Below are 24,636 nucleotides of genomic sequence, written 5' to 3'. Positions count from 1 at the left end.
CCCCGGCCGTGCGGTATTCCGAGGTCAGCGGCGCGGACCCGGGCCGGAAATCGGGATGATTCCCGCAAAACGGCGACCGAATGGCGACCCGATAGCGCCTTGCCCGGCCTGCCGGAATCGGTTAGGCGAAACTCCACATGAACACGCGTCGTATAAACTCGGTGGACAAGGCGTAAGGTGGACGCCCCGGTCTGGTTCCGCCCGTGATCCTGCCGTCGTTGCGACGGCCGGGAGGCCCAGCACCGCACCCTCGTTCATCGAACCGGGCACCACCATTCTCGCCACACCCGTGAGCAGACAGCGCCGTCCGCCCCACCCTCCTCGCGCCGCCGCGCCTGTCGAATGAGAGGCGACCCACATGCCGCTGCACATTCCCCCTGCCCCCGCGCCCGCCCTGCGCTCGGTTCTCACCGCCCTCGGTTCCCCCACCGCGGTGCGTGAGGCCAAAACCCCCTCCCTGCGCGCCGCCCAGGGTCCAGCGACACCCGAACTCCCGCTTCCCGTACACGTGTTGGACAGAATCACCGCGCAGGGCCTGTCCGCGACCCGACTGGCCGGCTGGCGCTTCCTGATCCACTGCGGGGAGCGCGCGGTGGCCGCGGCCGAGACCATGCTGACTCCAGACGGATGGGCCTTCTCGCACTTCTTCGAAGGGCCGTACGTCGCCGCCACCCAACGCGCCCTGCAACAGGCCGAGGCGTTGCAACATCCGTACCAGGCACGCCTGCTGTCCGTACCGGGGCTGTACATGCTCACCCTGTGGCTGCACGGCGACTGTGCCGCCGACGGCGCCGACGGACATCCGGCCGCCACCGACCTGCTCGTCCCGCTGGCCCCGGCACCGCCCGGCATCTCCGCGCACCGCCCGCACCGGGTCGCCGAGTTGCTCCCGGTGCTGACCCATCGGGCGACCCCCGTCCCGACGGTCCCGCTGCTCGGCTCGCCCGCCTGAAGCACGGCCACGCGTACCCCGCATCCCGGAAGGGAAGCGGGGTACGCCTGTTTTTCCTGAGTCATCCGCCGTCATCCGTTGTAATCCGTTGTAATCCGCTGTCACCCGTTGTCATCCGTTTCCCCGGGGCCTGGCGCGAGCGATAATGCTCGTACGAGCAATTCCTCGCTCCTACGAGCTGAAAAGGATCTTTCCCGGATCTCCCCGGTGATCTCTACGACCGGACTAGTCCCATCCGGCCACCCAGAACCACCCAAAAGGACAGTGGAGTTGGAATGAACCGTCCGCGCGGGTGACGCGTCATGAACCTTTGAGTAGCGGTGCTGCGAAATCCCTGCGGATTGACGCCGAGAGGGCAACACTGGGTTCCGACCGACTTATCACAACGGGGGACGGACATGACCACGACAGAGCGAAAGATCCCATCCATGTGCCAGCACCAGCCGCCGTGCCCCACAGCAGAGTCCGCCGACCGGGAGTCCGCCCGCCTCGTGGCGCATCACCCGGAACAGGGGTGGAGCCTGCTGTGCAACGGCGTCCTGCTCTTCGAGGACACCGGTGAACTGCTGCCCGACGGCCGCGTCATCGCTCCGCACCGCCCGCTCGGCGCGGAGCACGTGATGACCGCCGCCTGAGCGCAGCACAGTGACTTAGGGGCCGGCCGCACACACCCGAGTGCGTACCGGCCCCGACGTGTGTCCGGGCGCGGCTACTGTCCGTAGCGGCACGTCAGCCCTTCGAGATAGATGATCCTCATCGGCAGCCCGAGGACCGCCTGCGGCAGGAGCTCGCCCAGCGGGTTGTCCAGCAGATGCATCGAGCGCAGGTCCGCAGGCGATCCGGCCGCCAGGTCGTCAGGGACCTGCCAGGAAATCCGCCCTCCGCTGGTCGGATCGCCCGCTCAGGAGTGGGATGGGAGAGAGGCCTTCGTCTGCGGGGCCCACCCACGGGCATCCGCGAGAAACGGTGGAGTCATGTCCGGTAACGACCCCTCGTCGGCCCGTCGTGTGGTGGTCGGCGTGAGCGGCTCTCTGGGCAGTGTCACGGCCCTGCGCCGGGCGACCGCGCTGGCCCGCACCTTGCGCGCCGAGCTGTGGCCGGCGCTCGCCTGGGAACCGCCGGGCGGCGATCCCGCCGCACGCCGGTCGCCGGCCGCCGGTCTGCTGGCGTCGGAGTGGGAGCGGCTGGCGCAGCAGCGGCTGGCCTCGGTACTCGAAGAGATCTTCGGCGAGGAGGGACCCGGCGTGAAGATGCACGCCGTCGTCGTCCGCGGCGCCCCGGGCCGGGCGCTGGTGTCTCTCGCGGACCGCGAGAACGACCTCCTGGTCGTGGGCGCCGGACGGCGTGGCCTGCAGCGCGCCTTCTCGGGCCGGGTCTCCCGGCACTGTCTGGCCCACGCCCGCTGCCCGGTCCTCGCCGTACCCCCTTCTCCCCTGGAGTCCGAGCTGGTGGCCGTCCACCGGCGCAACGCCTGGCATCTGCGGATCGACACGCGGGGCCTGTGAGAACAGGGGCCGACGGCCGGAGCATCAAGGAGGTGTCGTACGCGATGACGCTCGGTGTCCGGGGGGCGGCCGACACGGGTCCGGGAGGGGGTCGGACGAGGCACCTCCCTCATACAGCCCAACACTCACGGCCAACGCCCCCGCCTCCGCGTCTTGATGCGCGACCGGCGGTGGGCGGGTCATTCTTAACGCAAGATTGACGCCCTCGGACCCGGGATCCGTGGGCCCGGACGTCACTCTCTGCTTACGCTGGTGCGGCCGTCCGCGTGATGGCCGGAAACCGCTGAGCCGCACACCAGGAGCACGCCGATGGCCACCACCGAACACCCCCCTCCCAGTCGCCTGCGCGCCTGGATGCTGGAGGGGCTGTCCGATATGGGCAAGCATGGCCACGCCGCCCCCGAGGCCGCACCGGAGGCCGCGCACAAGGGCCAGCGCTGGTGGCGCGTGATGTGCCTGACCGGTGTCGACTACTTCTCGACCCTGGGCTACCAGCCCGGCATCGCGGCCCTGGCCGCCGGCCTCCTCTCCCCCATCGCGACGATCGTCCTCGTCATAGTCACCCTGGCCGGCGCCCTGCCGGTCTACCGCCGGGTGGCCGAGGAGAGCCCGCACGGTGAGGGCTCCATCGCGATGCTGGAGCGGCTGCTGTCGTTCTGGAAGGGCAAGCTGTTCGTCCTGACCCTGCTGGGCTTCGCGGCCACCGACTTCCTCATCACCATCACCCTGTCGGCCGCCGACGCCTCCACCCATCTCGTGGAGAACCCGCACCTGACGGACGTCCTGCACGGCCAGCAGATGGTGATCACGCTGGCTCTGGTGGCGCTGCTCGGCGCGGTGTTCCTCAAGGGCTTCCTGGAGGCGATCGGCGTCGCGGTCGCCCTGGTCGGCATCTACCTCGTGCTGAACACCGTCGTCGTGATCGTCGGCCTGTGGCACGTCATGACCGCCGGGCACGTGGTCACCGACTGGACCAGCGCCCTGACCGCCGAGCACGGCAACATCTTCGCCATGATCGGCGTGTCGCTGCTGGTCTTCCCGAAGCTCGCGCTCGGTCTGTCCGGCTTCGAGACCGGTGTCGCCGTCATGCCGCACGTCGAGGGCGACCCGGACGACACCGAGGAGAACCCGAAGGGTCGCATCCGGGACACCAAGAAGCTGCTGACGGCCGCCGCACTGATCATGAGCGTCTTCCTGATCGCCACGAGTTTCATCACGACGGTGCTCATCCCGGCGGACGAGTTCAAGGACGGCGGCAAGGCCAACGGCCGCGCGCTGGCGTACCTCTCGCACGAGTACCTCGGCGGCGCCTTCGGCACGGTCTACGACCTCTCGACCATCGCCATCCTGTGGTTCGCCGGCGCCTCCGCCATGGCCGGCCTGCTCAACCTGATGCCGCGCTACCTGCCCCGCTACGGCATGGCCCCGCACTGGGCCCGCGCCGTCCGCCCGATGGTGATCGTCTTCACCCTGGTCGCCTTCCTGGTCACCTGGCTCTTCGACGCCAACGTCGACGCGCAGGGCGGCGCCTACGCCACCGGCGTGCTGGTCCTCATGTCCTCCGCGGCGATCGCGGTGACCATCGCCGCCCGCAGGGCCGGGCAGCGCAACTGGACCATCGGCTTCGCGGTCGTCTCGGCCGTCCTGCTCTACGTCACTGTCGCCAATGTCATCGAGCGTCCGGACGGTGTGAAGATCGGTGCCTGCTTCATCGCGGGCATCATCCTGGTCTCGTTCCTGTCCCGGCTGGCCCGCGCCTTCGAGCTCCGCGTGACCAGCGTGACGCTCGACCCGATGGCGGAACGATTCATCCGAGACATGGCCAGCCGCAAGATGCGGTTCATCGCCAACGAGCCGGGCAGCCGGGACAAGGCCGAGTACCGGGACAAGATCGAGCAGATCCGCGCCGACAACGACATGCCCGAGCAGGAGGACTTCGTCTTCGTCGAGGTCACGGTCACCGACCCCTCCGAGTTCGAGGCGAGCCTGACCGTGCGCGGCGATGTCCTGCACGACCGCTACCGGGTGCTGACGCTGGAGCACTCCTCCATCTCCAACGCCCTGGCGGCCTTCCTCCTGCACGCCCGGGACATGACGGGCTGCACGCCGCACATCTACTTCGAGTGGACCGAGGGCAACCCGTTCGCCAACTTCCTGCGCTTCTTCCTCTTCGGACAGGGCGAGGTCGCCCCGGTCACCCGCGAGGTGCTCCGCGAGGCCGAACCGAACCGGGTACGCCGGCCGAGGGTGCACACGGGCTGAGTCCGGCCGCACGGTGAGACTGAGGGGGGCGATCCTGGATCGCTCCCCTCAGGCCGTTTCGCCCTTCCTCCCGAACCGCCGCCGCGCCGGACGCACCACCACCTGGCCGTAGCTCATCCGGCCGCGTATCTCCACGCGCAGTACGACCGGCGTCCGGGCGTCTTTGGCGCTACGGGTCTTGACCTGGCCGTAGTCGATCACCAGCGAGTCGGTGTCCACGACCACACCCGGACGCGTGAGCAGCCGCAGGGCGCCGGCGTGCAGGGACAGCTCGACGGTCAGAGTGTCGTGTGTGATCACCGCCCGGGAGAAGTCGAGCGTCACATCGCCCCAGGACGAGTCGATCTCCAGGCGCCGGGGCACGACCCAGCCGTCGGCACGCACCGTGGAGCTGGCCTTCTGCTCGATACGCGCGACGTCCCGCACCGGCGCGACGGCGGAGCCGTCGGGGAGGTCCGCCGTCAGCACGGCCAGCTCCCCGAGCGTGCGCGCGCAGAGCGCGGCGGCGACACGCTCGTCCAGTTCCTCGGCGGTGATCCGGCCGTCCCCCGCGGCACCCGACAGCACATCCACCACCCGGTCCCGGTCCGCGTGCGAGGCCCGCAGCCCGGACGGCTCGCCCGCACCCAGCAGTTCCACCGACATACCCTCACCCCGATCCAGACGCCCTCAGCAGGAGCACCAACGCACACTAAAGCTATATCGCGTTATACCCAACGGCCAACCCCATGTCCACGGTTCCCGGTTCTTGGTCCTATCGTGACCGGCATGCAGTCCTACACGATCGGCCAGGCGGCGCGGCTGCTCGGCGTGAGCCCGGACACCGCCCGACGCTGGGCCGACGCGGGCCGGGTGGCCACGCATCGCGACGAGGCCGGGCGACGGCTCATCGACGGCAAGGCCCTGGCCGCCTTCTCGGTCGAGCTGGCCAAGGCGGGCGGCGGCGAGGAGGACGCCTCCCACACCTCCGTCCGCAACGCCTTCCCCGGCATCGTCACCGCCATCAAGCTGGGCGACGTGGCCGCCCAGGTGGAGATCCAGGCGGGCCCGCACCGGCTGGTCTCCCTGCTGACCCGGGAGGCCGTGGAGGAACTGGGCCTGGAGGTCGGCATGGAGGCCACCGCGCGCGTGAAGTCCACGAACGTGCACATCGACCGCGCCTGAGCCGACCCACGCGATCGGCCCGAGGGGCGCCAAGTCGATGAGCGAGACCCCTTCAACCCCGTCGCCCCGGCCCTGACCCGACGCCCTGCGGGACGCGGCGGGCGTGCGGTTCACGGAGCTGCCGCTGACGCGCGCCCGGGTGTGGCCGGCGCTGCACCGCCGAAGCGGTAGCGCCCGTCCACCCGGATCGCCGTGATGCCGCTGATGTGGCGGGCCCCGCACCGGTCCTGAGGCAGCACCAGCTGGGGTCCGGCCGCGTCCAGCGCGGCGCCGTCCATGGTCACCGCGAGCAGGACCGGCGCGTGCGCGAAGTCCGGATCGATCTCGGCCCAGGACAGCACCGCGTGATGGCCGTCGATGCCGGTGACGGCAATGAGGAAGCGCAGCCGGTCCTTGCGCCGGGCCGGGTCGAACCCGGGTCCTGCGTCGGCGAGCACGTCGTACAGGCGCGGGCCGGCGAACCGGTGGTGCTGCATGCCGCTGGTCGCGCACTCGAAGCTGACGTCCACGCCGTGCTGCGGCCAGTGGAGCAGGTCCGGCACGGTCAGCCGGGCCGGCCGGGCCAGATCACCGGTGAGGGCGAGTTCCGCGAGTGTCATCTGGGACCACCTCCCGCAGCACCGTACCCCCGGCGGCACGCCGCACAAACGCACATGCAAGCTACAAGTCACAGTTCCGCAGCTCATGCGAAGTGACAAGAGACTTCCGCCTGGCAAATGCGGCAGTATCATCGCCGCATGGCCGGATCCCGGCCATGACAGGGCGCGACCGTTGTTCCACAGAACTTTGAGGAGTAGATCCGTGATGACCCGTTCCGCGCGCCGCACTCGGCGAATGCTGCAGCTGGCCGGTGCGGGAGCCGCCGCCCTGATGGCACTGAGCGCCTGCTCCTCGTCCGACAAGGCCGACAAGTCCGATGCGCCCAGCTCGTCCGCGAAGTCGGACGACTCGGCTGCCCCGAAGCTGTCCGGCACGGTCACCGTGTTCGCGGCGGCCTCCCTCAAGGAGAGCTTCACGACCCTCGGCCAGGAGTTCGAGAAGCAGCACCCGGGCACCAAGGTCAGCTTCAACTTCGGCGGCAGCGACACCCTGGCCGCGAACATCACCGGCGGTGCCCCGGCGGACGTCTTCGCCGCCGCGAGCCCCAAGACCATGAAGATCGTGACGGACAAGAGCGACGCGGTCGGCACCCCGACCACGTTCGTCCGCAACCAGCTGGAGATCGCCACCGTGCCGGGCAACCCGCACAAGGTGGCCTCGCTGAAGGACCTCACCAAGTCCGGCCTCAAGGTCGTCCTGTGCGACAAGACCGTGCCGTGCGGCGCCGCCGCGCAGAAGGCCCTGGACGCGAGCAAGCTCAAGCTGACCCCGGCCTCCTACGAGCAGGACGTCAAGAGCGCCCTGACGAAGGTGGAGCTGAAGGAGGCCGACGCCGCCGTCGTCTACAAGACCGATGTGAAGGCGGCGGGTGACAAGGTCCAGGGCGTGGAGTTCCCCGAGTCGGCCAACGCCATCAACGCCTACCCGATCGCCCAGCTGAAGAACGGACAGAACGCTGAGGCCGCCAAGGCGTTCATCGCACTCGTGCAGTCCCCGGCGGGCCAGAAGGTGCTGAGCGCGGCCGGATTCCTCAAGCCGTGACCTCGCTCCACAAGACGGGCGCCGCAGCCGACCCCCGCACGGGTCGGCCGCGGCGCCGCCGCGTCGGCACGGGGGGCCGGCGCGGCGTACCACTCCCGCTGCTGCTGCCCGGCGTGCTGGCCCTGGCGTTCCTGCTCCTGCCGCTCGTCGCGCTGCTGATCCGCGCCCCGTGGCGCAGCCTGCCGGACCAGCTGACCAGCACCGAGGTGTGGCAGGCGCTCCAGCTGTCCCTGGTCAGCGCCACGGCCGCGACCGCCGTGAGCCTTGTCCTGGGCGTGCCGCTGGCCTGGCTGCTGGCCCGCACCGATTTCCCCGGCCGGGGACTCGTGCGCGCCCTGGTGACCCTGCCGCTCGTGCTGCCGCCGGTGGTCGGCGGTGTGGCCCTGCTGCTGGCCCTCGGCCGCAACGGGGTCGTCGGCAAGTGGCTCGACTCCTGGTTCGGGATCACGCTGCCGTTCACCACCACCGGGGTCGTCGTCGCGGAGGCGTTCGTCGCGATGCCGTTCCTGGTCATCAGCGTCGAGGGCACCCTGCGCGCCGCCGACCCTCGCTACGAGGAGGCGGCCACGACGCTCGGCGCCTCCCGCTTCACCGCGTTCCGCCGCGTCACCCTGCCGCTGATCGCGCCCGGCGTGGCGGCGGGCGCCGTACTGGCCTGGGCTCGTGCGCTCGGCGAGTTCGGCGCGACGATCACGTTCGCGGGCAACTTCCCCGGCCGCACCCAGACCATGCCACTCGCGGTCTACCTCGCCCTGCAGAACGACCCCGAGGCGGCGATCTCCCTCAGCCTGGTCCTGCTGGCCGTGTCGATCGCGGTGCTGGCGGGGCTCAGGGACCGCTGGATGACGGGGGCGTGACGATGGCAGCCACCCCTGGGCGTGTGCGAACGTACGGACCCATGACCGACATCGACGCCCCCGAAGCCGATCGCCAGTCGGTGGGCGAAGAGGGGCTCCACGCCCGGCTCGTCGTCGAGCGCGGCTCGTTCCGGCTGGATGTGACGCTGACGGCCGCCCCCGGGGACGTGGTCGCGCTGCTCGGCCCGAACGGTGCCGGCAAGACCACCGCCCTGCGCGCCCTTGCCGGTCTGGCCCCGCTGACCGACGGCCATCTGCGACTCGACGGCACATCGCTGGAGCGCACCCCGCCGGAGTCCCGCCCGGTCGGCGTGGTCTTCCAGGACTACCTGCTCTTCCCGCATCTGTCCGCCCTGGACAACATCGCCTTCGGTCCGCGCTGCCAGGGGGTCGCCAAGGCCGAGGCCCGCGCCCAGGCCGCCGCGTGGCTGGACCGCATGGGCCTGGCCGAGCACGCGCACGCCAGGCCCCGGAGGCTCTCCGGCGGCCAGGCCCAGCGCGTCGCCCTCGCCCGCGCCCTGGCCACCCGGCCCCGGCTGCTGCTCCTGGACGAGCCGCTCGCGGCCCTGGACGCCCGTACCCGCCTGGAGGTCCGGGCCCAGCTCCGCCGCCACCTGGCCGAGTTCGAGGCGGTCGCCGTCCTGGTGACGCACGACCCGCTGGACGCCATGGTGCTCGCCGACCGGCTGGTGGTCATAGAGCACGGCCAAGTCGTGCAGGAGGGCAGCCCGTCCGGCATCGCCCGCCGTCCGCGCACCGACTACATCGCCCGGCTCGTCGGCCTCAACCTGTACCGGGGGCAGGCCGAGGGGCACACGGTACGGCTGGACGCCGGGCCCTCGATCACGACCACCGAGGAGCTGTCCGGGCCCGCCTTCGTCGCGTTTCCGCCCTCCGCGGTCACCCTGTTCCGGGACCGGCCCACCGGTGCCAGCGCCCGCAACCTGTGGCGTTGCGAGGTCGCGGGCCTGGAGATCCACGGCGACCAGATCCGCGCCGACCTCACCGGTGAACTCCCACTCGCCGCCGACCTCACCACGGTCGCCGCGGCCGAGCTGGACCTGCACCCGGGCGCAGCTGTCTGGGCGACGGTGAAGGCGACGCAGACCCACGCATACCCGGCCTGACCGGACATGCGCCCTACGGTGGGTGCCCATGACACTGAGCATCCGCAACCAGCTCCCCGGGACCGTCACCGGGGTCCAGGCCGGCGAGGTCATGGCCACGGTCAGGATCCGCCTGGACGGCGGGCAGGACCTCATGGCGGCCATCACCCTGGAGGCCGCCGAGCAGCTCGGCCTCGCCCCGGGCTCCCCCGTCCGCGCGCTGGTGAAGTCGACGGAGATCTCGCTCGCCACGAGCCGGCCCGAGGGCCTGTCGATCCGCAACCAGCTTCCCGGCGCGATCACCCGTCTCACGCACGGCGCGGCCATGACCTCGGTGAAGATCTCCGTGGCCGGGGGCGAACTCACGGCCGTGATCACCAAGGACGCGGCCACCGAGCTCGGGCTCTTCGTGGGCTCCGACGTGATCGCCCTGATCAAGTCGACCGAGGTGGCGCTGGCGGCGGCGTGAGAGTGCGGTCGTCGGCGACGGCACGAGAAACGGGAGAGCCCCGCCCGAATGCACGGGCGGGGCTCTCACTCACCGGGACTCGCTCAGTCCTCGTACGCGTCCAGCGGCGGGCAGGAGCAGACCAGGTTGCGGTCACCGAAGGCCTGGTCGATGCGGCGCACCGGCGGCCAGTACTTGTCGGCGGCCGAGACACCGGCCGGGAAGACGGCCTCGTCGCGGCTGTAGGCGTGCTTCCACTCCCCGCCGAGCGCGGCGGCGGTGTGCGGGGCGCCGTGGAGCGGGTTGTCCTCCGCGGGCCACTCGCCGGCGCCGACCTTCTCGATCTCCGCGCGGATGGCGATCATCGCGTCGCAGAAACGGTCGAGCTCGGTGATGTCCTCGGACTCGGTCGGCTCGATCATCAGCGTGCCGGCCACCGGGAAGGACATCGTCGGCGCGTGGAAGCCGTAGTCGATGAGGCGCTTGGCCACGTCGTCCACGGTGACGCCCGTCGCCTTGGTCAGCGGGCGCAGGTCGATGATGCACTCGTGCGCGACCAGGCCGCCGGGGCCGGTGTAGAGCACCGGGTAGTGCGGCTCCAGGCGCTTGGCGACGTAGTTGGCGGAGAGCACGGCCACCTGCGTGGCCCGCTTCAGACCCTCGCCGCCCATCAGGCGGACGTACGCCCAGGAGATGGGCAGGATGCCCGCGGAGCCCCACGGCGCCGCCGAGATCGGCCCGACGCCCGTCTCCGGACCGGCGGCCGGCTGGAGCGGGTGGTTGGGCAGGTACGGCGCCAGGTGCGAGCGGACCGCGACCGGGCCGACGCCGGGGCCGCCGCCGCCGTGCGGGATGCAGAAGGTCTTGTGCAGGTTCAGGTGCGAGACGTCACCGCCGAAGTGGCCCGGCTTGGCGAGGCCGACCAGGGCGTTGAGGTTCGCGCCGTCGACGTACACCTGGCCGCCCGCCTCGTGGACCTGGGCGCAGATGTCGGCGACGTGCTCCTCGAACACGCCGTGCGTGGACGGGTAGGTGATCATGAGCACGGCCAGCTCGTCGCGGTACTGCTCGATCTTGGCGCGCAGGTCCTCGACGTCGACCTCGCCGTCCTCGGCGGTCTTGACGACGACGACCTTCATGCCCGCCATCACGGCGCTGGCGGCGTTGGTGCCGTGCGCGGAGGACGGAATCAGGCAGATGGTGCGCTGCTCGTCGCCGTTCGCGCGGTGGTAGCCGCGCACCGCGAGCAGACCGGCCAGCTCGCCCTGCGAACCGGCGTTCGGCTGGAGGGAGACCTTGTCGTAGCCGGTGACCTCGGCGAGACGTTCCTCCAGCTCACGGATGAGCGTGAGGTAGCCCGCGGCCTGCTCGGCCGGCGCGAAGGGGTGCAGCTGGCCGAACTCGGGCCAGGTGACCGGCTCCATCTCCGTGGTCGCGTTGAGCTTCATGGTGCAGGAGCCCAGCGGGATCATGCCGCGGTCGAGCGCGTAGTCGCGGTCGGACAGCTTGCGCAGGTAGCGCAGCATCGCGGTCTCGGAGCGGTGCTGCTGGAAGACCGGGTGGGTCAGGTAGTCGTCGGTGCGCAGCAGCGCCCCGGGCAGCGTGTCCACGGCCGCCGCGTCCAGCGCCTCGACGTCGCCGTCGATACCGAAGGCGGCCCAGACGGCACCCAGCTGGGCGCGCGTGGTGGTCTCGTCGCAGGCCATGGAGACGTGGTCGGCGTCGACCAGGCGCAGGTTGACACCGTTCCGCTCGGCGGCGGCGACGACCTCGGCGGCCTTGCCGGGCACGCGCGCGGTGAGGGTGTCGAAGTAGGCGCCGTGCACGAGCTCGACACCGCCGGCCGTCAGGCCCGCGGCCAGGACGGTGGCGTAGCGGTGGGTGCGGCGCGCGATGGTCTTCAGGCCCTCCGGGCCGTGGTAGACGGCGTACATGCCGGCCATCACGGCGAGCAGCACCTGCGCGGTGCAGATGTTGCTCGTGGCCTTCTCTCGGCGGATGTGCTGCTCACGGGTCTGCAGGGCCAGGCGGTAGGCCTTGTTGCCGTCGGCGTCGACGGAGACACCCACGAGGCGGCCGGGCAGGCTGCGCGCGAACTTCTCCTGCACGGCCATGTAGCCCGCGTGCGGACCGCCGAAGCCCATCGGGACACCGAAGCGCTGGGTGGTGCCGACCGCGATGTCCGCGCCCAGCTCGCCGGGCGAGGTCAGCAGGGTCAGCGCGAGCAGGTCGGCGGCGACGGTGACGAGAGCGCCCAGCTCGTGCGCCTGGTCGATGACCGGCTTGATGTCCCGTACGGCACCGGAGGCGCCCGGGTACTGGATGAGGACGCCGTTGATCTCGCGGTCGGCGATGTCGGCCGGGATGCCCTCGCTCAGGTCGGCGACGACGACCTCGATGCCGGTCGGCTCGGCGCGCGTCTCGATGACGGCGATCGTCTGCGGCAGCGCGTCCGCGTCGACCAGGAACAGGCCCTTCTTGTTCTTGCCCATGCGCCGGGAGAGCGCCAGCGCCTCGGCGGCGGCGGTGCCCTCGTCCAGGAGGGAGGCGCCGGAGGTCGGCAGGCCGGTGAGTTCGGCGACCACCGTCTGGAAGTTCAGCAGGGCCTCCAGGCGGCCCTGGGAGATCTCCGGCTGGTACGGCGTGTACGCCGTGTACCAGGCCGGGTTCTCCATGACGTTGCGCAGGATGACGGGGGGCGTGAAGGTGCCGTAGTAGCCCAGGCCGATCATGGAGCCGAGAACCTGGTTGCGGTCGGCGAGCTCACGCAGCTCGGCGAGCACCTCGGCCTCGGTCCGGGCCTCCGGCAGATCCAGGGCTTCGGCGTTCTTGATCACATCCGGCACCGCGGCGGCGGTCAGCTCGTCGAGGGAACCGTAGCCGACCTGCGCGAGCATCTTGGCCCGCGCCTCCTGGTCGGGCCCGATGTGACGCTGCTCGAAGGGGATACCCGCTTCGAGCTCGGACAGCGGAACGTGGTGGGCGGTCATTGCGGAGGCCTCCTGGTCTGACGCGACCTTCGAGGGCACCACGACACGGGTGCCCGGACGGCCTCCCCCTCTGTCATCTCAACCTGAGAGCTTCACCGGGCGCCCGAGGACGCCGGCTTTCACCGTCGGTGAGGGCGGATACCGTGGGCATCCGCCCTGCTTTCCAGAGTGACCTCGTCCGTGCGGTACGTGAGCCTGAGAGATTCCGGGGAGGATTTGCTCCTTCGGCGCCTCCGACGTGGTCGGAGGACTCTCCCGCGCGGGGTCAGCAGCCGCTGTCAGCGTACCAGCGAGGTCAACGCCCGGGCCTTCGAGTGGCCGCCTCGTTGAATGTGCTCTTTTGTAGTGCTTACGGATGAGTTGCGACCAAGTGGAGGGAGAGGGACCGTGCAGACCGATATCGATCCGCGCAACCTGATCGGCCGCAAGGCGTTCGACCGAAATGGGACCAAAATCGGCACCGTCGACGAGGTGTATCTCGACGACGCGACGGGCGTGCCCGAGTGGGCTGCCATACGAACAGGCCTGTTCTCCAGGGATGCGTTCGTCCCGCTGGAGCCGAGCGAGCTGGTCGAGGGCACGCTTCAGGTGCCGTTCGAACGGAGCCTGATCAAGGACGCCCCCGACTTCGGCGTGGGCCGCCACCTCTCCCCCGAACAGGAACTCCAGCTCTACCACCACTACGGTCTGGATGTAGGGGCGCCTCCGGCGCTTCCCGACCACGACTTCGGAAAGCTGGCCGGCTCGGAGGAGGCCTGAGGTTGCGTGTGCCGCTCCGTCTGCTTCTCCGAGTGCTTCTCCATGTGCTTGTCCGTCTGTCTCTCCTGTCTCTCCTGTCTCTCCTGTCTCTCCGCGTCCCCAATTTCCGGCACCAGCGGCAGCGGGTCCGCCGGTTCCAGATCGAGGTCGTCGACCCGGAAGGTCCGCACGCGGCCCGGCTCCGAGTACGGCGTCTCGAAACGTACGGTGACCCGCCCCAGGCCGCTGCCCTGCACCCAGCCGTGGCCGTAGGCGGCGTGCCGTATGTCGTGCCCGGCGCTCCAGTGCCGCTCGGCGGGCTCCGGCTCCTCCTCGGCGGCCTCGGGCGCGGCCTGTTCCGGAGCCTCGGCGGCCAGCTCGCCCGCGGCCTGGGCGAACAGGTCCTCCTGGGTGTAGTCGGCGAGCCCGGACACACCGACCCCCAGCAGCCGTACACCGCCCGTGGTGTCCACGGACTCCAGCAGCCGCGCCGCCGCCTCCCGGATCACGGCAGGGTCGTCCGTGGGCCCCCTGAGCGTCTCGGAGCGGGTCAGCGTCGAGAAGTCGTACCGCCGCACCTTCAGCACGATGGTCCGCCCCGACAGCCCGGCCCCGCGCAGCCGCCCCACACACCGGTCGGCGAGCCGCCGCACTTCCAGGCCGACCCGCAGCCGGTCGTGGATGTCCACGTCATAGGTGTCCTCCACCGACACCGACTTGGTCTCCCGCTCGGCGACGACGGGCCGGTCGTCGCGCGCCAGCGCCATGGCGTACAACGCGTGCCCGTGGGCCTTGCCCAGCAGCCGTACGAGTTCGTCCTCGCCCGCCTCGGCCAGTTCCTCGACCGTGGTGATCCCGGCGCGCCGCAGATGGTCCCCGGTGGCCGGCCCGACCCCTGGCAGGGTCCGCACCGACATCGGCCCGAGGAGCGCGCGTTCCGACCCCGGCTCGATGAGCACGAGCCCGTCGGGCTTGGCCTGCTCGGAGGCGATCTTCGCGAGCATCTTGGAGGCGGCGAGTCCCACCGAGCCGGTCAGCCCCGTGACCGCCCGGATGTCCGCGCGCAGCTTCGCTCCGGCCAGCCGCGCCGACTCCTCGTCCCAGGCCGCTCCCCCGGCCTCCAGGTCCACGAACGCCTCGTCCAGGCTCAGCGGCTCCACCAGCGGCGAGAGCTCCCGCAGCAGGGCCATCACCTGGTCGCTGACCGACCGGTAGAGGCCGAAGCGCGGCACGAGATACGCCGCGTTCGGCGCCAGCCGGCGGGCCTGGGCCATGGGCATCGCCGAGTGCACCCCGAAGACCCGGGCCTCGTACGACGCGGTGGCCACCACCCCGCGCGGCCCGAGCCCGCCCACGATCACGGCTTTCCCGCGCAGGCTCGGCTTGGAGGCCTGCTCCACCGAGGCGAAGAAGGCATCCATGTCGAGATGCAGGATCGTGGGCGCGTTTCTCACAACTCCGATGCTGCACCACGGCACTGACAACGCCATGGCGCCGGAGGGCTCCGCCGCGGACCCCGGGGCTCAGACCGCCCGGTTGCGGCGCCGCGCCAGCTCGTCCGCGGGGTTGTGGCCGACGAGGGTCTCGCCGGTGTCGATGCGCTCCCCGTGCAGCTGGGAGAGCGCGCTCTCCACATCCCGCCACACCACGCCCACGGCGATGCCGAAGATGCCCTGACCGCCCTGGAGCAGGGCGTGGACCTCGTCCGGCGAGGTGCACTCGTACACCGTGGCACCGTCGCTCATCAGGGTCATGCGCTCAAGGTCCCGGAAACCGCGCTCCCGGAGGTGCTGGACGGCCGTACGGATGTTCTGCAGCGACACCCCGGTGTCCAGGAACCGCTTGACGATCTTCAGAACGACGACGTCCCGGAAGCTGTACAGACGCTGCGTACCCGACCCGTGGGCGGGCCGCACGCTCGGCTCGACCAGGCCGGTGCGGGCCCAGTAGTCGAGCTGCCGATACGTGATGCCGGCCGCCGCGCAGGCCGTGGGCCCGCGGTAGCCGATCTGCTCGGACTCGGAAGACATGGACGCCACCCCTCCGCCGCTCAGCACCGCTGTCGGCCGCTGCGGAGCGTGATCGACCGCGCTGTCGGGCTGGGGGTACCCCCTGCTCGAACGCAGCTGAGAGCTTGGGGGAGGGTACGGACCGCTCTCCCCGAAACCGCGTCCGGGGGCACCCCCAGCCGTACCGTCGCCGCTGGTTCTCACGCCGACCTCCGTCCTTGACCTGCCTTCTCGACGGTAGGCAGTCACCAGGGGTGCGTCAACGATCGCCACACTCGGCACGCCGAGTGATAATCACCCTAGGAGTGGTTTCCCGTGTCCCACCGCGGGGAAAGGCTAGCCGAATGCCTGCGCGGGTATCCGTAGGACGCTCTCAATGGCCGGTGGCAATTGCCACGACTCCGGCCGCGGCAGCCTTCTTCGACCGGCCCGCGAACTCGCTGGTCCGGCGGGCCGGCCGCGGGTCTCACTGGGTGGTGCCGAAGTCCTCGGGCGAGATCTGGTCGAGGAACTCGCGGAACTTCTCCACCTCGTCCTCCTGCTCGTCCGGAATCGCGATGCCCGCGTCGTCCAGCACCGTGTCACTGCCGTAGATCGGCGTTCCGGTGCGCAGGGCCAGTGCTATGGCATCGGAGGGACGGGCGCTCACCTCGACTCCGCTGGCGAAGACCAGCTCCGCGTAGAAGACGCCTTCGCGCAGATCGGTGATCCGTACTTCGGTCAGCTCCTGGCCGACGGCCTCCAGCACGTCCTTGAACAGGTCGTGGGTCAGCGGTCGCGCGGGGGCCATGCCCTGCTGAGCGAAGGCGATCGCCGTCGCCTCCCCCGGCCCGATCCAGATGGGGAGGTAGCGGTCGCCCCCCACTTCGCGCAGGAGCACGATCGGTTGGTTAGAGGGCATTTCGACCCGGACACCTACGACATCGAGCTCGTTCACACAGCAACCCTAGGCCGTGCCCGGGACGTTTGGGTAGTCGGGCCGGGAACAGGTGCCCGATCGGGAGGCCGGGACGCCCCGCCGCTCAGGGCAGCCGCAGCCCGAGAGCGGTCTGCACGAGGGCCGTGTGCAGCCTGACGGTGAGCGCCGCCAGCTCCTTCGCGCGGGCCTCGGCATGGGCCCTGGTCTGCGGGTTCCGGTGGCGCTTCAGCGGGGCCACCACCTGATCGACGAGCCCCGCCTCCCGGTCGGCGGCGGCCTTCATCACCCGCAGATGGCGCGGCCCGATCCCGAAACGGCCCAGTTCCGCCACGAGGGACGCCACGGTGACGGCCTCGGCGTCGTACGCCCCGTCGGCGAGCGGAGCGATGAGCCCGTACGCCTCCCACTCCTCGAGGTCGCCCTCCTCGATCTCCGCCGCCGCCAGCAGCTGGGCCCGCCCGACCCGGGCAACGGTGGGCCCCTCGGCCGGCTCCCCCGGATCGTCCTTGGTGCGCTGGCGTCCCACCAGAGGCAGCGAGACGTCCTCGCCGCGCTCCATGGCCTCCAGGTACTCACGGATGACCTTGAGCGGCAGATAGTGGTCCCGCTGCATCCTCAGAACGTGGCCGAGGCGCTCGACGTCCCCGGCGCTGAACTTGCGGTACCCGGACGGGGTCCGCTGCGGCTCGATGAGCCCCTCCGACTCCAGGAAGCGGATCTTGGAGATGGTGACTTCGGGGAACTCGTCGCGCAGCGCGTGCAGCACCGCGCCGATGCTCATCAGCCCACTGTCCGTGGCGGCGGTACCGCTCCCGGTACCGCCGCTCGGTGTTTGAAGCATGGACCTTCCCTGGGGTCCCCCCGGACAGGGTCCGGAGGAGGTCAGATGCTCTGCCGGCTCGCGTAGAACACCAGCCGGTACTTGCCGATCTGCACCTCGTCACCGTTCGACAGAGCGACCTGGTCGATCCGCTCCCGGTTGACGTAGGTGCCGTTCAGGCTGCCCACGTCGGCCACCGTGAACGAGCCGTCCGGAGAGCGACGGAACTCCACGTGCCGACGGGAGACCGTGACGTCGTCCAGGAAGATGTCGCTCTGCGGGTGACGGCCGGCCGTGGTCAGGTCGGCGTCCAGCAGGAAGCGGCTGCCCGAGTTCGGCCCCCGGCGCACCACCAGCAGCGCCGAGCCCAGCGGCAGCGCGTCGACCGCGGCCTGCGCCTCGGGCGACAGCATCGGCAGCGGCGTCTGGCCGGTCACCTCCGCGTCGTAGGCCTCGATGCCGGAGATGGAGATCGTGGACGTCGTCTCGGAGGCACGCTCCGGCGCCACTCCGGGGCGCAGCGGCGCACCGCAGTTGGAACAGAACCGGGCGTTCTCCGCGTTGCGGTTACCGCACCTCGTACACACCAGGACCGACATGGACGGATCCTCCTGCGGCTGCCCCGCCGGGGCGTTGGACGCGTACGGGTTGGGGGCAAACCCTCCACCCGCACTTGAGGTTGACGGTTGCCCGAAACCTATGCCGCCGGACTGGGCAGGGTCAACAGACGCCGCGCCCTGACCTCCCGAAATGTCACCACCCGGACCAGCGACCTGGTCCCGGAACAGCGGGCGCTGGCCCTCCACGTCTGGCTGGGCGCGATGGCGAGCGGTCGCGTTGGCGTTGCCCTCTCGCGCACTCTTGCCGAACAACTTCGCAAACAACTTCACGGGCGATTCCCCTTGACCGAAACAGACCCGCCCGTGGGGCAGGACGAACCCTGATTGCCTACACCGGCCGAACCGGACACCTTCACAACGTCCGTATCCGCCAAACAGTTTCCACCACGCACCACTCCTTCGGTGCGCCGACCCCCCGCAACCTCATGCCCCTGCAGGATCGCCCCCATGCACCGTCGGTTCACTAGGAGGACGACCGAGCGTAGTCAGGCCGCTTCGCCTGTCGCAAGGCGTCCACGACGATCTTGCTCGACTGCTCGACGGTCACCGTGGCCTGCTCCTTCTCCAGAGTCTGCACCACGCCTCCAGGGATGTTCAGCGCCGGCTCCAGGTCCTGCGGCTTGCCGATGACCTTGAAACGATAGGGGGCGCTGATCCTGTTCCCGTCGACGCTCACACTCTTGCCCGAGTCCGCGAAGTAGGTGTTCGCGGCCACCCGCACGCCGTTCACCTGGATCGCCTCCGCGCCGGCCGCGCGCAGTTCCTGGATCGCGTCGAGCAGCATGTCCGCCTGAACCGTCCCCTTCGTGTCCTCGATCGTCATCGTGATGCCGGAACCCTGCGCCGCCACGGTGCCCGCCAGAATGCCGAGTTGTCTCTCCTTCTCGGCGGTCTGCTTGCGAGCCTCCGCTGCCTGGTCGGAGCTGGTCTGCAGCTCCGACCGCTGCTTGTCGAGTCCCTGCTTCTCGTCCTGAAGACGCTGAGTACGCGAATCCAGTTCATCGAGAATGCGCACAAGATCTTCCTGCCGGGCGCCGCGCAGCGCGCTGCCGCTGTCGCTGTTCGACGCCACCTGCACGGCCAGGCCGAAACCGAGGCCGAACAGCAGCAGGGCGACGATGAGTTGGGCCCGCGTCACACGCGGCGGCCACAAACCCTTGACCAGCCGCTGCCGGCCGGTCAGCGTCTCCTGCCGCGTGTCCTGCGACGGCTCCCCGGCTCCCGGGACGGGCGCGGGCACCTCGTCGGGCAGCTCCTTGCGCAGCCTGTTCTCGGGGCGCTCGCTCTGCTCGGGCCGCTCGTTCATCTCGGGCCGCTCGTTCATCTCGGGCCGCTCGTCGCTCTCGGGCCGCTCGTTCTCGTCGCTCATCGTTCTCACGCCCGGAACACGTGCCGCCGGATCGCGGCGGCGTTGGAGAAGATCCGGATACCCAGGACCACCACGACACCCGTGGACAGTTGCGCGCCCACGCCCAACTTGTCACCGAGGAACACGATCAGCGCCGCCACGACCACGTTCGACAGGAACGACACCACGAAGACCTTGTCGTCGAAGATGCCGTCGAGCATGGCCCGCAGGCCACCGAAGACCGCGTCCAGCGCCGCGACGACGGCGATGGGCAGATACGGCTCGACGACCGCCGGAACCTCCGGGCGGACCAACAGGCCGGCCACGACTCCCACGACGAGGCCCAGTACGGCGATCACGATGTGCCCTTCTCAGATTTCTCGGTGGTCGGCTGTGCTGTACGTACGATCAGACTCGGTGCGGCGGGCAGCTCGACGTCGCCCTGCGTGGAGATGGTGGCGCGGATGCCGAAGTTCTCCTCAAGGGCATGCAGATACAGGCCGTCGGCGCTGTTCTGGAACGTGGTGCTCAGCCTCTCCCCGTCCCCCACCGCCAGGACCGTGTACGGCGGCACCAGCGGCTTGTTGTCGACCAGTATCGCGTCACCCGCCGCCCTGATCGCGGACAGGGACGTCAGCCGCTGTCCGTTGATGGAGACGGCCTCGGCGCCGGAGGACCACAGCCCGTTGACCACGCGCTGCATGTCACGGTCGCGCACCCGCCCGTTGTCGGAGAACCCGGAGGTCTCGCGCGGGTTGGTACCGTCGCCGCCCGTGCTGGCTTCCTTGGCGTCGTTCACGACCAGCTTCACGCCGGGGCCGTGCACCGCCGCGGCACCCGACAGCACGTCCACCAGGCTCGCGTTCCCGCCGCTGCGCTTCAGGGCCGCCCGCTGCCGCGCGGCGACATCGTCACGCAGCTTGTCCACGGTGGATTCGAGCTTGTCCGCGCCCGAGGTCTGGCGGTCGATGCGGTCGATCAGCTCCTGGCGCTCCTTGGCCACCACAGGCGCCGCCACATGCGCCTGGGCCGCACCCACCGTGACGACCAGTGCCGTGAGGACCAGGCCGGCCGCAAGGCCCAGCTTCGCCCTGAGCGTCTTCGGCATGCCGCCTTCGCCCTGGGACTGCCTCCGGGCGGCTGCCTGGGCATACCCGTCGTCGAGGCTGTGATCCATGACGTTGGTGATCAACGACATGGAGGCGTCCGGACGCGGCCGGCCGGGGCTGCTCCGAACGGGGGGTTGCTGCGGCATGCCGCACATCGTCGCATGTCGCGGGCAGTACCTCCGAATGGCCCCACCGGCGTGCCGGACAGGCCCCCTCGGGGGTCACATGTCCGGCACGCACGCGTGCAGTGGGTTTTACCGTCCGGCGCTGTCCACGACGGACGACCACTCGTCCAGCAAGGCCTGCGCGGAGGCGTCGTCGGGCCCCTCCGCCCACAGGTGCGTGACCGCCTCGGCCGGGTCGGGCAGCACCAGCGCCCAGCGCCCGTCGGTCTCCACGACCCGCACCCCGTCGGTCGTGTCGACAAAGCGATCTCCGGCGGCCTCGACCACCCGCCGCATCACCAGCCCCTTGACGGCCCACGGCGTCGCCAGATCCCGCTTGAGGACGTGCGCCCGCGGAATCCGGGCATCGATCTGGCTCAGCGTGAGCTGCGTCCGCGTGACCAGCCCTATCAGCCGTACGAAGGCCGCCGTGCCGTCGTAGACGCTGCTGAACTCGGGGACGATGAACCCGCCCATGCCGTCGCCGCCGAAGATGGTCCCTTCCTCACGCCCCACCCGCGTCAGGTCGTCCGGTGAGGTGGTGGTCCACTCGACCTGGGTGCCGTGATAGGCGGCCACCTGCTCGGCGATCCGGGTCGTGGTCACCGGCAGCGCCACGCGCCCGCTGCGCCGCTCGGCGGCCACCAAGTCCAGCATCACGAGCAGCGCCCGGTCGTCCTCGATGATCCGGCCCTTCTCGTCCACGAGCGACAGCCGCTCGCCCACGGGGTCGAACCGGACACCGAACGCGGCCCCGGAGGACGCCACGATCTCACCGAGCCGTACCAGCCCCTTGCGGCGCATCTCGGCCGTCTCCGTGGGCCTGGCCTCGTCCAGACCGGGGTTGATGGTCAGCGAGTCCACCCCGAGCTTGCCGAGCAGGCTGGGCAGGACCAGTCCGGCGCTGCCGTTGGAGGCGTCCACGACGACCTTCAGGCCGGATTCGGCGATGCCCGTCGTGTCGACGTTCCGCAGCAGCGATCCGGTGTACGAGTCGAAGACGCTCGCCGGGAAGTACAGGTCGCCGATCTCACCGGGGAACGCCCGCCGGTACTCCTGGCGCGCGAACACCCGGTCCAGCTTCCGCTGGCTGCCCTGCGACAGGTCCGCTCCCTGCCCGTCGAAGAACATGATGTCGACCGAGTCCGGGACACCCGGGGAGGTCCGGATCATGATGCCGCCGGCACTGCCCCGCGCCGTCTGCTGCCGCGCCACGGGCAGTGGCACGTTCTCCAGGTCCCGTACGTCGATGGCGCTGGCCTGGAGCGCGGAGATGACCGCCCGCTTGAGCGCACGGGCGCCTCGGGAGTGGTCACGGGCGGTGGTGACGGTGGAGCCCTTCTTCAGGGTCGTCGCGTAGGCCCCGGCCAGCCGCACGGCCAGCTCGGGCGTGATCTCCACGTTCAGGATCCCACTCACGCCACGGGCTCCGAAGAGATGCGCCTGCCCTCTGGATTCCCAGATGACCGAGGTGTTGACGAAGGCACCGGCCTCGATGGTCTTGAACGGATAGACCCGGACATTGCCCTGAACGATCGATTCTTCACCGATCAGGCACTCGTCACCGATGACGGCGCCGTCCTCGATCCGGGCGGCGCGCATGATGTCGGTGTTCTTCCCGACCACGCAGCCGCGCAGATTGCTGTGCTGCCCGACATACACGTTGTCGTGCACGACGGCCTTGTGCAGGAACGCACCGGTCTTGACGACGACGTTGGACCCGACGACGGTGTGTTCCCGGATTTCCGCCCCGGCCTCGACCTTCGCGTAGTCGCCGATGTAGAGCGGTCCCCGCAGCACCGCGTCCGGATGCACCTCGGCGCCCTCGGCAACCCAGACGCCAGGGGATATCTCGAATCCCTCGATATCGACGTTGACCTTGCCTTCGAGGACGTCCGCCTGGGCCTTCACGTAGCTCTCGTGGGTACCTACGTCCTCCCAGTAGCCCTCGGCGACATAGCCGTAGATGGGTTTGCCTTCCTTCATCAACTGCGGGAAGACATCGCCGGACCAGTCGACGGGGACATCCGCTTCGACGTAGTTGAAGACTTCGGGCTCCATGACGTAGATGCCCGTGTTGACCGTGTCGGAGAAGACCTGCCCCCAGGTCGGTTTCTCCAGAAAACGCTCGACCTTGCCTTCTTCGTCGACGATCGTGATGCCGAACTCCAGCGGATTGGGTACGCGGGTCAGACAGACCGTGACCAGCGCGCCCTTCTCCTTGTGGAAATTGATCAGGTCGGTGAGGTCGAAGTCGGTCAGGGCATCACCGGAGATGACGAGAAAAGCATCGTCCTTCAACGCCTCTTCGGCGTTCTTCACACTTCCGGCGGTACCGAGTGGCTTCTCCTCATTGGCATATGTGAGCTCCATTCCGAGCTCCTCGCCATCGCCGAAGTAGTTCTTGACGAGCGATGCCAGGAACTGCACGGTGACAACGGTCTCGGTGAGCCCGTGCCTTTTGAGCAGCCTTAGCACGTGCTCCATGATCGGGCGGTTCGCCACGGGCAGGAGCGGCTTGGGCATGCTAGAGGTCATGGGGCGCAGGCGTGTGCCTTCGCCTCCGGCCATCACGACGGCCTTCATGTCGGAAGCGTCCTCCTCCAAGAGACGACGGTCCAGCCGACTTCACCCGTCCAGATTGTCCCGCACTTTTCCAGCGAGGGCCATCGAAGCGCTACGTCCGGACATTCGCCAGGCTCAATCGGCCATGGTGTCCGCACGAACCAAACGGCGGACTTGCACCACGTAGAGCACTCCTGCCCACCAGTAGAGGGTTGTACCCCATCCAGCGAACGCCCATCCGAAAACAGCGGCGAGTGACGCGATCCAACCACTTCCGTCGCTGAGGAGCAGGAGCGGGAAGGCATACATCAAGTTGAAGGTAGCGGCTTTCCCCAGGAAGTTCACCTGGGGCGGCGGATATCCGTGCCGCCTGAGGATACCCACCATCACCAGCAGAACCAGCTCCCTCAGGAGCAGTGCGGCGGTCAACCAGATCGGCAGGATCTCTCGCCATGTGAGACCAACCAGGGTGGAAAGCACGTACAGCCGGTCCGCCGCCGGATCGAGCAGCCGGCCGAGACTGCTGATCTGATTCCAGCGCCGGGCGAGCTTGCCGTCCAGATAGTCACTGACCCCGCTCAACGCCAGCACGAGAAGAGCCCAGCCATCGCTGTTGGGGCCCCCGAACTCGGGCCTGAGGATCAACCACAGGAACAGGGGTACGCCGGCGAGCCGGGCCATGCTGAGGATGTTGGGGATGGTGAGGACCCGGTCTGTCTGGACACGGGTCTCCTGGACCTCCACCCGGGGGCCTCCTGTGCGAAACGATCCAACGATGCCCCCTGACCTTACCTCAACGCAAAAAAGCTCCGGCTCCTGGGCTGAGTGCCCAAGAGCCGGAGCTTTAAAAGGAGTTCGGCGGCGTCCTACTCTCCCACAGGGTCCCCCCTGCAGTACCATCGGCGCTGTGAGGCTTAGCTTCCGGGTTCGGAATGTAACCGGGCGTTTCCCTCACGCTATGACCACCGAAACACTATGAAACTGTGAACGCCGCACCATGTGTGGCACATGGGGCTGTTCGTGGTTTCAGAACCAACACAGTGGACGCGAGCAACTGAGGACAAGCCCTCGGCCTATTAGTACCAGTCAACTCCACCCGTTACCGGGCTTCCATATCTGGCCTATCAACCCAGTCGTCTACTGGGAGCCTTACCCTCTCAAGGAGGTGGGAATACTCATCTCGAAGCAGGCTTCCCGCTTAGATGCTTTCAGCGGTTATCCCTCCCGAACGTAGCCAACCAGCCATGCCCTTGGCAGAACAACTGGCACACCAGAGGTTCGTCCGTCCCGGTCCTCTCGTACTAGGGACAGCCCTTCTCAATATTCCTACGCGCACAGCGGATAGGGACCGAACTGTCTCACGACGTTCTAAACCCAGCTCGCGTACCGCTTTAATGGGCGAACAGCCCAACCCTTGGG

At 69.5% G+C, this 24,636-nt stretch carries 23 protein-coding genes, 2 rRNA genes, 1 pseudogene and 1 riboswitch; of the genes and pseudogenes, 11 read left to right on the top strand and 15 right to left on the bottom strand.

The window, feature by feature from the left end; all coding sequences use genetic code 11:
- Window positions 1-358: 358 nt before the first annotated feature.
- The 4 genes from ACWD3E_RS18510 (at window position 359) to ACWD3E_RS18495 (ending at window position 4,719) form a co-directional block, all read left to right on the top strand.
- On the top strand, window positions 359-952 hold the full coding sequence (locus ACWD3E_RS18510) for a hypothetical protein (RefSeq protein ID WP_451388619.1): 594 nt from the start codon (window positions 359-361) through the stop codon (window positions 950-952).
- Window positions 953-1,380: 428 nt separating this feature from the next.
- The gene (locus ACWD3E_RS18505; RefSeq protein ID WP_451354094.1) at window positions 1,381-1,587 is read left to right on the top strand and encodes a DUF5999 family protein; all 207 of its coding nucleotides are present in this window, start codon (window positions 1,381-1,383) and stop codon (window positions 1,585-1,587) included.
- A gap of 339 nt (window positions 1,588-1,926) precedes the next feature.
- Complete coding sequence (locus ACWD3E_RS18500) at window positions 1,927-2,457, top strand: universal stress protein (RefSeq protein WP_451388618.1); 531 nt, start codon at window positions 1,927-1,929, stop codon at window positions 2,455-2,457.
- Between the two features lie 309 nt (window positions 2,458-2,766).
- Window positions 2,767-4,719, top strand: coding sequence for an amino acid transporter (locus tag ACWD3E_RS18495; RefSeq protein WP_451388617.1), 1,953 nt, complete (start codon window positions 2,767-2,769; stop codon window positions 4,717-4,719).
- A gap of 48 nt (window positions 4,720-4,767) precedes the next feature.
- Here ACWD3E_RS18495 and ACWD3E_RS18490 read toward each other — a convergent pair whose 3' ends face one another.
- A complete protein-coding gene (locus tag ACWD3E_RS18490; protein WP_451388616.1) occupies window positions 4,768-5,364 on the bottom strand; it encodes a DUF1707 SHOCT-like domain-containing protein in 597 nt (198 codons plus the stop codon).
- 123 nt (window positions 5,365-5,487) lie between these two features.
- On the opposite strand from ACWD3E_RS18490, the gene ACWD3E_RS18485 reads away from it, so the two are divergent.
- Together ACWD3E_RS18485 and ACWD3E_RS18480 are read left to right on the top strand one after the other, a co-directional pair.
- Window positions 5,488-5,883 (top strand): TOBE domain-containing protein, encoded by a 396-nt coding sequence (locus ACWD3E_RS18485; RefSeq protein WP_451388615.1) that lies wholly within the window; start codon window positions 5,488-5,490, stop codon window positions 5,881-5,883.
- Window positions 5,882-6,079: pseudogene (locus ACWD3E_RS18480) on the top strand (hypothetical protein); the annotation flags it as partial. The gene ACWD3E_RS18485 and the pseudogene ACWD3E_RS18480, both read left to right, overlap by 2 nt.
- On the opposite strand, the gene ACWD3E_RS18475 reads toward ACWD3E_RS18480, so the two are convergent.
- Window positions 5,994-6,482, bottom strand: a complete 489-nt coding sequence (locus ACWD3E_RS18475; protein ID WP_451388614.1) for a molybdopterin-dependent oxidoreductase — start codon at window positions 6,480-6,482, stop codon at window positions 5,994-5,996. The pseudogene ACWD3E_RS18480 and the gene ACWD3E_RS18475 sit on opposite strands and share 86 nt — an antisense overlap.
- Window positions 6,483-6,687: 205 nt before the next feature.
- Between ACWD3E_RS18475 and modA the strand changes: the two genes are divergently transcribed.
- The 4 genes from modA to ACWD3E_RS18455 are packed head-to-tail and all read left to right on the top strand — an operon-like array spanning window position 6,688 to window position 9,956.
- The gene (gene modA / locus ACWD3E_RS18470; protein WP_451388613.1) at window positions 6,688-7,524 is read left to right on the top strand and encodes a molybdate ABC transporter substrate-binding protein; all 837 of its coding nucleotides are present in this window, start codon (window positions 6,688-6,690) and stop codon (window positions 7,522-7,524) included.
- Complete coding sequence (gene modB, locus ACWD3E_RS18465) at window positions 7,521-8,381, top strand: molybdate ABC transporter permease subunit (protein WP_451388612.1); 861 nt, start codon at window positions 7,521-7,523, stop codon at window positions 8,379-8,381. The genes modA and modB overlap by 4 nt, the downstream gene beginning before the upstream one ends.
- A gap of 41 nt (window positions 8,382-8,422) precedes the next feature.
- The gene (locus ACWD3E_RS18460; RefSeq protein WP_451388611.1) at window positions 8,423-9,508 is read left to right on the top strand and encodes an ABC transporter ATP-binding protein; all 1,086 of its coding nucleotides are present in this window, start codon (window positions 8,423-8,425) and stop codon (window positions 9,506-9,508) included.
- A gap of 28 nt (window positions 9,509-9,536) precedes the next feature.
- A complete protein-coding gene (locus ACWD3E_RS18455; RefSeq protein ID WP_451388610.1) occupies window positions 9,537-9,956 on the top strand; it encodes a TOBE domain-containing protein in 420 nt (139 codons plus the stop codon).
- 83 nt (window positions 9,957-10,039) lie between these two features.
- Here the strand turns inward: ACWD3E_RS18455 and gcvP are convergent, their stop codons facing one another.
- A complete protein-coding gene (gcvP, locus tag ACWD3E_RS18450; protein WP_451388609.1) occupies window positions 10,040-12,925 on the bottom strand; it encodes an aminomethyl-transferring glycine dehydrogenase in 2,886 nt (961 codons plus the stop codon).
- Between the two features lie 173 nt (window positions 12,926-13,098).
- A riboswitch (glycine riboswitch) is annotated at window positions 13,099-13,193 on the bottom strand.
- Window positions 13,194-13,312: 119 nt separating this feature from the next.
- Here gcvP and ACWD3E_RS18445 point away from each other — a divergent pair.
- On the top strand, window positions 13,313-13,684 hold the full coding sequence (locus ACWD3E_RS18445) for a PRC-barrel domain-containing protein (RefSeq protein ID WP_451388608.1): 372 nt from the start codon (window positions 13,313-13,315) through the stop codon (window positions 13,682-13,684).
- Here ACWD3E_RS18445 and ACWD3E_RS18440 read toward each other — a convergent pair.
- The 12 genes from ACWD3E_RS18440 to ACWD3E_RS18385 all read right to left on the bottom strand — a co-directional run.
- Window positions 13,606-15,117 (bottom strand): DNA polymerase IV, encoded by a 1,512-nt coding sequence (locus ACWD3E_RS18440; protein WP_451388607.1) that lies wholly within the window; start codon window positions 15,115-15,117, stop codon window positions 13,606-13,608. The genes ACWD3E_RS18445 and ACWD3E_RS18440 overlap by 79 nt on opposite strands.
- A gap of 69 nt (window positions 15,118-15,186) precedes the next feature.
- Window positions 15,187-15,876, bottom strand: a complete 690-nt coding sequence (locus ACWD3E_RS18435) for a MerR family transcriptional regulator (RefSeq protein WP_451388606.1) — start codon at window positions 15,874-15,876, stop codon at window positions 15,187-15,189.
- A 262-nt stretch (window positions 15,877-16,138) separates the two neighbouring features.
- Window positions 16,139-16,609: a bifunctional nuclease family protein gene (locus tag ACWD3E_RS18430; protein WP_451388605.1), complete on the bottom strand. Its 471-nt coding sequence runs from the start codon at window positions 16,607-16,609 to the stop codon at window positions 16,139-16,141.
- Between the two features lie 85 nt (window positions 16,610-16,694).
- Window positions 16,695-17,432 carry a transcriptional regulator FtsR gene (gene ftsR / locus ACWD3E_RS18425; RefSeq protein ID WP_451388604.1) on the bottom strand — a complete coding sequence of 246 codons (738 nt, stop codon included), beginning with the start codon at window positions 17,430-17,432 and terminating at the stop codon, window positions 16,695-16,697.
- 41 nt (window positions 17,433-17,473) lie between these two features.
- Window positions 17,474-18,301, bottom strand: a complete 828-nt coding sequence (locus tag ACWD3E_RS18420; protein ID WP_451388603.1) for an FHA domain-containing protein — start codon at window positions 18,299-18,301, stop codon at window positions 17,474-17,476.
- Window positions 18,302-18,494: 193 nt separating this feature from the next.
- Complete coding sequence (locus ACWD3E_RS18415) at window positions 18,495-19,355, bottom strand: DUF881 domain-containing protein (protein ID WP_451388978.1); 861 nt, start codon at window positions 19,353-19,355, stop codon at window positions 18,495-18,497.
- A gap of 50 nt (window positions 19,356-19,405) precedes the next feature.
- The gene (locus ACWD3E_RS18410; protein WP_003988855.1) at window positions 19,406-19,738 is read right to left on the bottom strand and encodes a small basic family protein; all 333 of its coding nucleotides are present in this window, start codon (window positions 19,736-19,738) and stop codon (window positions 19,406-19,408) included.
- Window positions 19,735-20,643, bottom strand: a complete 909-nt coding sequence (locus ACWD3E_RS18405; RefSeq protein WP_451388602.1) for a DUF881 domain-containing protein — start codon at window positions 20,641-20,643, stop codon at window positions 19,735-19,737. Before ACWD3E_RS18405 ends, ACWD3E_RS18410 begins: the two co-directional genes overlap by 4 nt.
- A 99-nt stretch (window positions 20,644-20,742) precedes the next feature.
- Complete coding sequence (locus tag ACWD3E_RS18400; protein ID WP_451388977.1) at window positions 20,743-23,238, bottom strand: sugar phosphate nucleotidyltransferase; 2,496 nt, start codon at window positions 23,236-23,238, stop codon at window positions 20,743-20,745.
- Between the two features lie 114 nt (window positions 23,239-23,352).
- Window positions 23,353-23,961 (bottom strand): CDP-alcohol phosphatidyltransferase family protein, encoded by a 609-nt coding sequence (locus ACWD3E_RS18395; RefSeq protein ID WP_451354112.1) that lies wholly within the window; start codon window positions 23,959-23,961, stop codon window positions 23,353-23,355.
- A 109-nt stretch (window positions 23,962-24,070) separates the two neighbouring features.
- Window positions 24,071-24,187 (bottom strand): 5S ribosomal RNA (gene rrf / locus ACWD3E_RS18390).
- A gap of 86 nt (window positions 24,188-24,273) precedes the next feature.
- Window positions 24,274-24,636 (bottom strand): 23S ribosomal RNA (locus ACWD3E_RS18385); the annotation flags it as partial.

The sequence above is a fragment of the Streptomyces sp. NPDC002676 genome (assembly GCF_053592455.1).
The sequence above is the reverse complement of the archived record's forward strand: the minus strand, read 5'-3'. Positions and strand labels throughout refer to the sequence as shown.

Excerpts from the sequence above, each read along its gene's own strand:
- ACWD3E_RS18510 (WP_451388619.1), top strand. The coding sequence starts at position 359 with ATGCCGCTGCACATTCCCCCTGCCCCCGCGCCCGCCCTGCGCTCGGTT.
- ACWD3E_RS18505 (WP_451354094.1), top strand. The coding sequence starts at position 1,381 with ATGTGCCAGCACCAGCCGCCGTGCCCCACAGCAGAGTCCGCCGACCGG.
- ACWD3E_RS18500 (WP_451388618.1), top strand. The coding sequence starts at position 1,927 with ATGTCCGGTAACGACCCCTCGTCGGCCCGTCGTGTGGTGGTCGGCGTG.
- ACWD3E_RS18495 (WP_451388617.1), top strand. The coding sequence starts at position 2,767 with ATGGCCACCACCGAACACCCCCCTCCCAGTCGCCTGCGCGCCTGGATG.
- ACWD3E_RS18490 (WP_451388616.1), bottom strand. The coding sequence starts at position 5,364 with ATGTCGGTGGAACTGCTGGGTGCGGGCGAGCCGTCCGGGCTGCGGGCC.
- ACWD3E_RS18485 (WP_451388615.1), top strand. The coding sequence starts at position 5,488 with ATGCAGTCCTACACGATCGGCCAGGCGGCGCGGCTGCTCGGCGTGAGC.
- ACWD3E_RS18475 (WP_451388614.1), bottom strand. The coding sequence starts at position 6,482 with ATGACACTCGCGGAACTCGCCCTCACCGGTGATCTGGCCCGGCCGGCC.
- modA (WP_451388613.1), top strand. The coding sequence starts at position 6,688 with ATGACCCGTTCCGCGCGCCGCACTCGGCGAATGCTGCAGCTGGCCGGT.
- ACWD3E_RS18460 (WP_451388611.1), top strand. The coding sequence starts at position 8,423 with ATGACCGACATCGACGCCCCCGAAGCCGATCGCCAGTCGGTGGGCGAA.
- ACWD3E_RS18455 (WP_451388610.1), top strand. The coding sequence starts at position 9,537 with ATGACACTGAGCATCCGCAACCAGCTCCCCGGGACCGTCACCGGGGTC.
- gcvP (WP_451388609.1), bottom strand. The coding sequence starts at position 12,925 with ATGACCGCCCACCACGTTCCGCTGTCCGAGCTCGAAGCGGGTATCCCC.
- ftsR (WP_451388604.1), bottom strand. The coding sequence starts at position 17,432 with ATGCTTCAAACACCGAGCGGCGGTACCGGGAGCGGTACCGCCGCCACG.
- ACWD3E_RS18415 (WP_451388978.1), bottom strand. The coding sequence starts at position 19,355 with ATGAACGAGCGGCCCGAGATGAACGAGCGGCCCGAGCAGAGCGAGCGC.
- ACWD3E_RS18405 (WP_451388602.1), bottom strand. The coding sequence starts at position 20,643 with ATGTGCGGCATGCCGCAGCAACCCCCCGTTCGGAGCAGCCCCGGCCGG.
- ACWD3E_RS18400 (WP_451388977.1), bottom strand. The coding sequence starts at position 23,238 with ATGAAGGCCGTCGTGATGGCCGGAGGCGAAGGCACACGCCTGCGCCCC.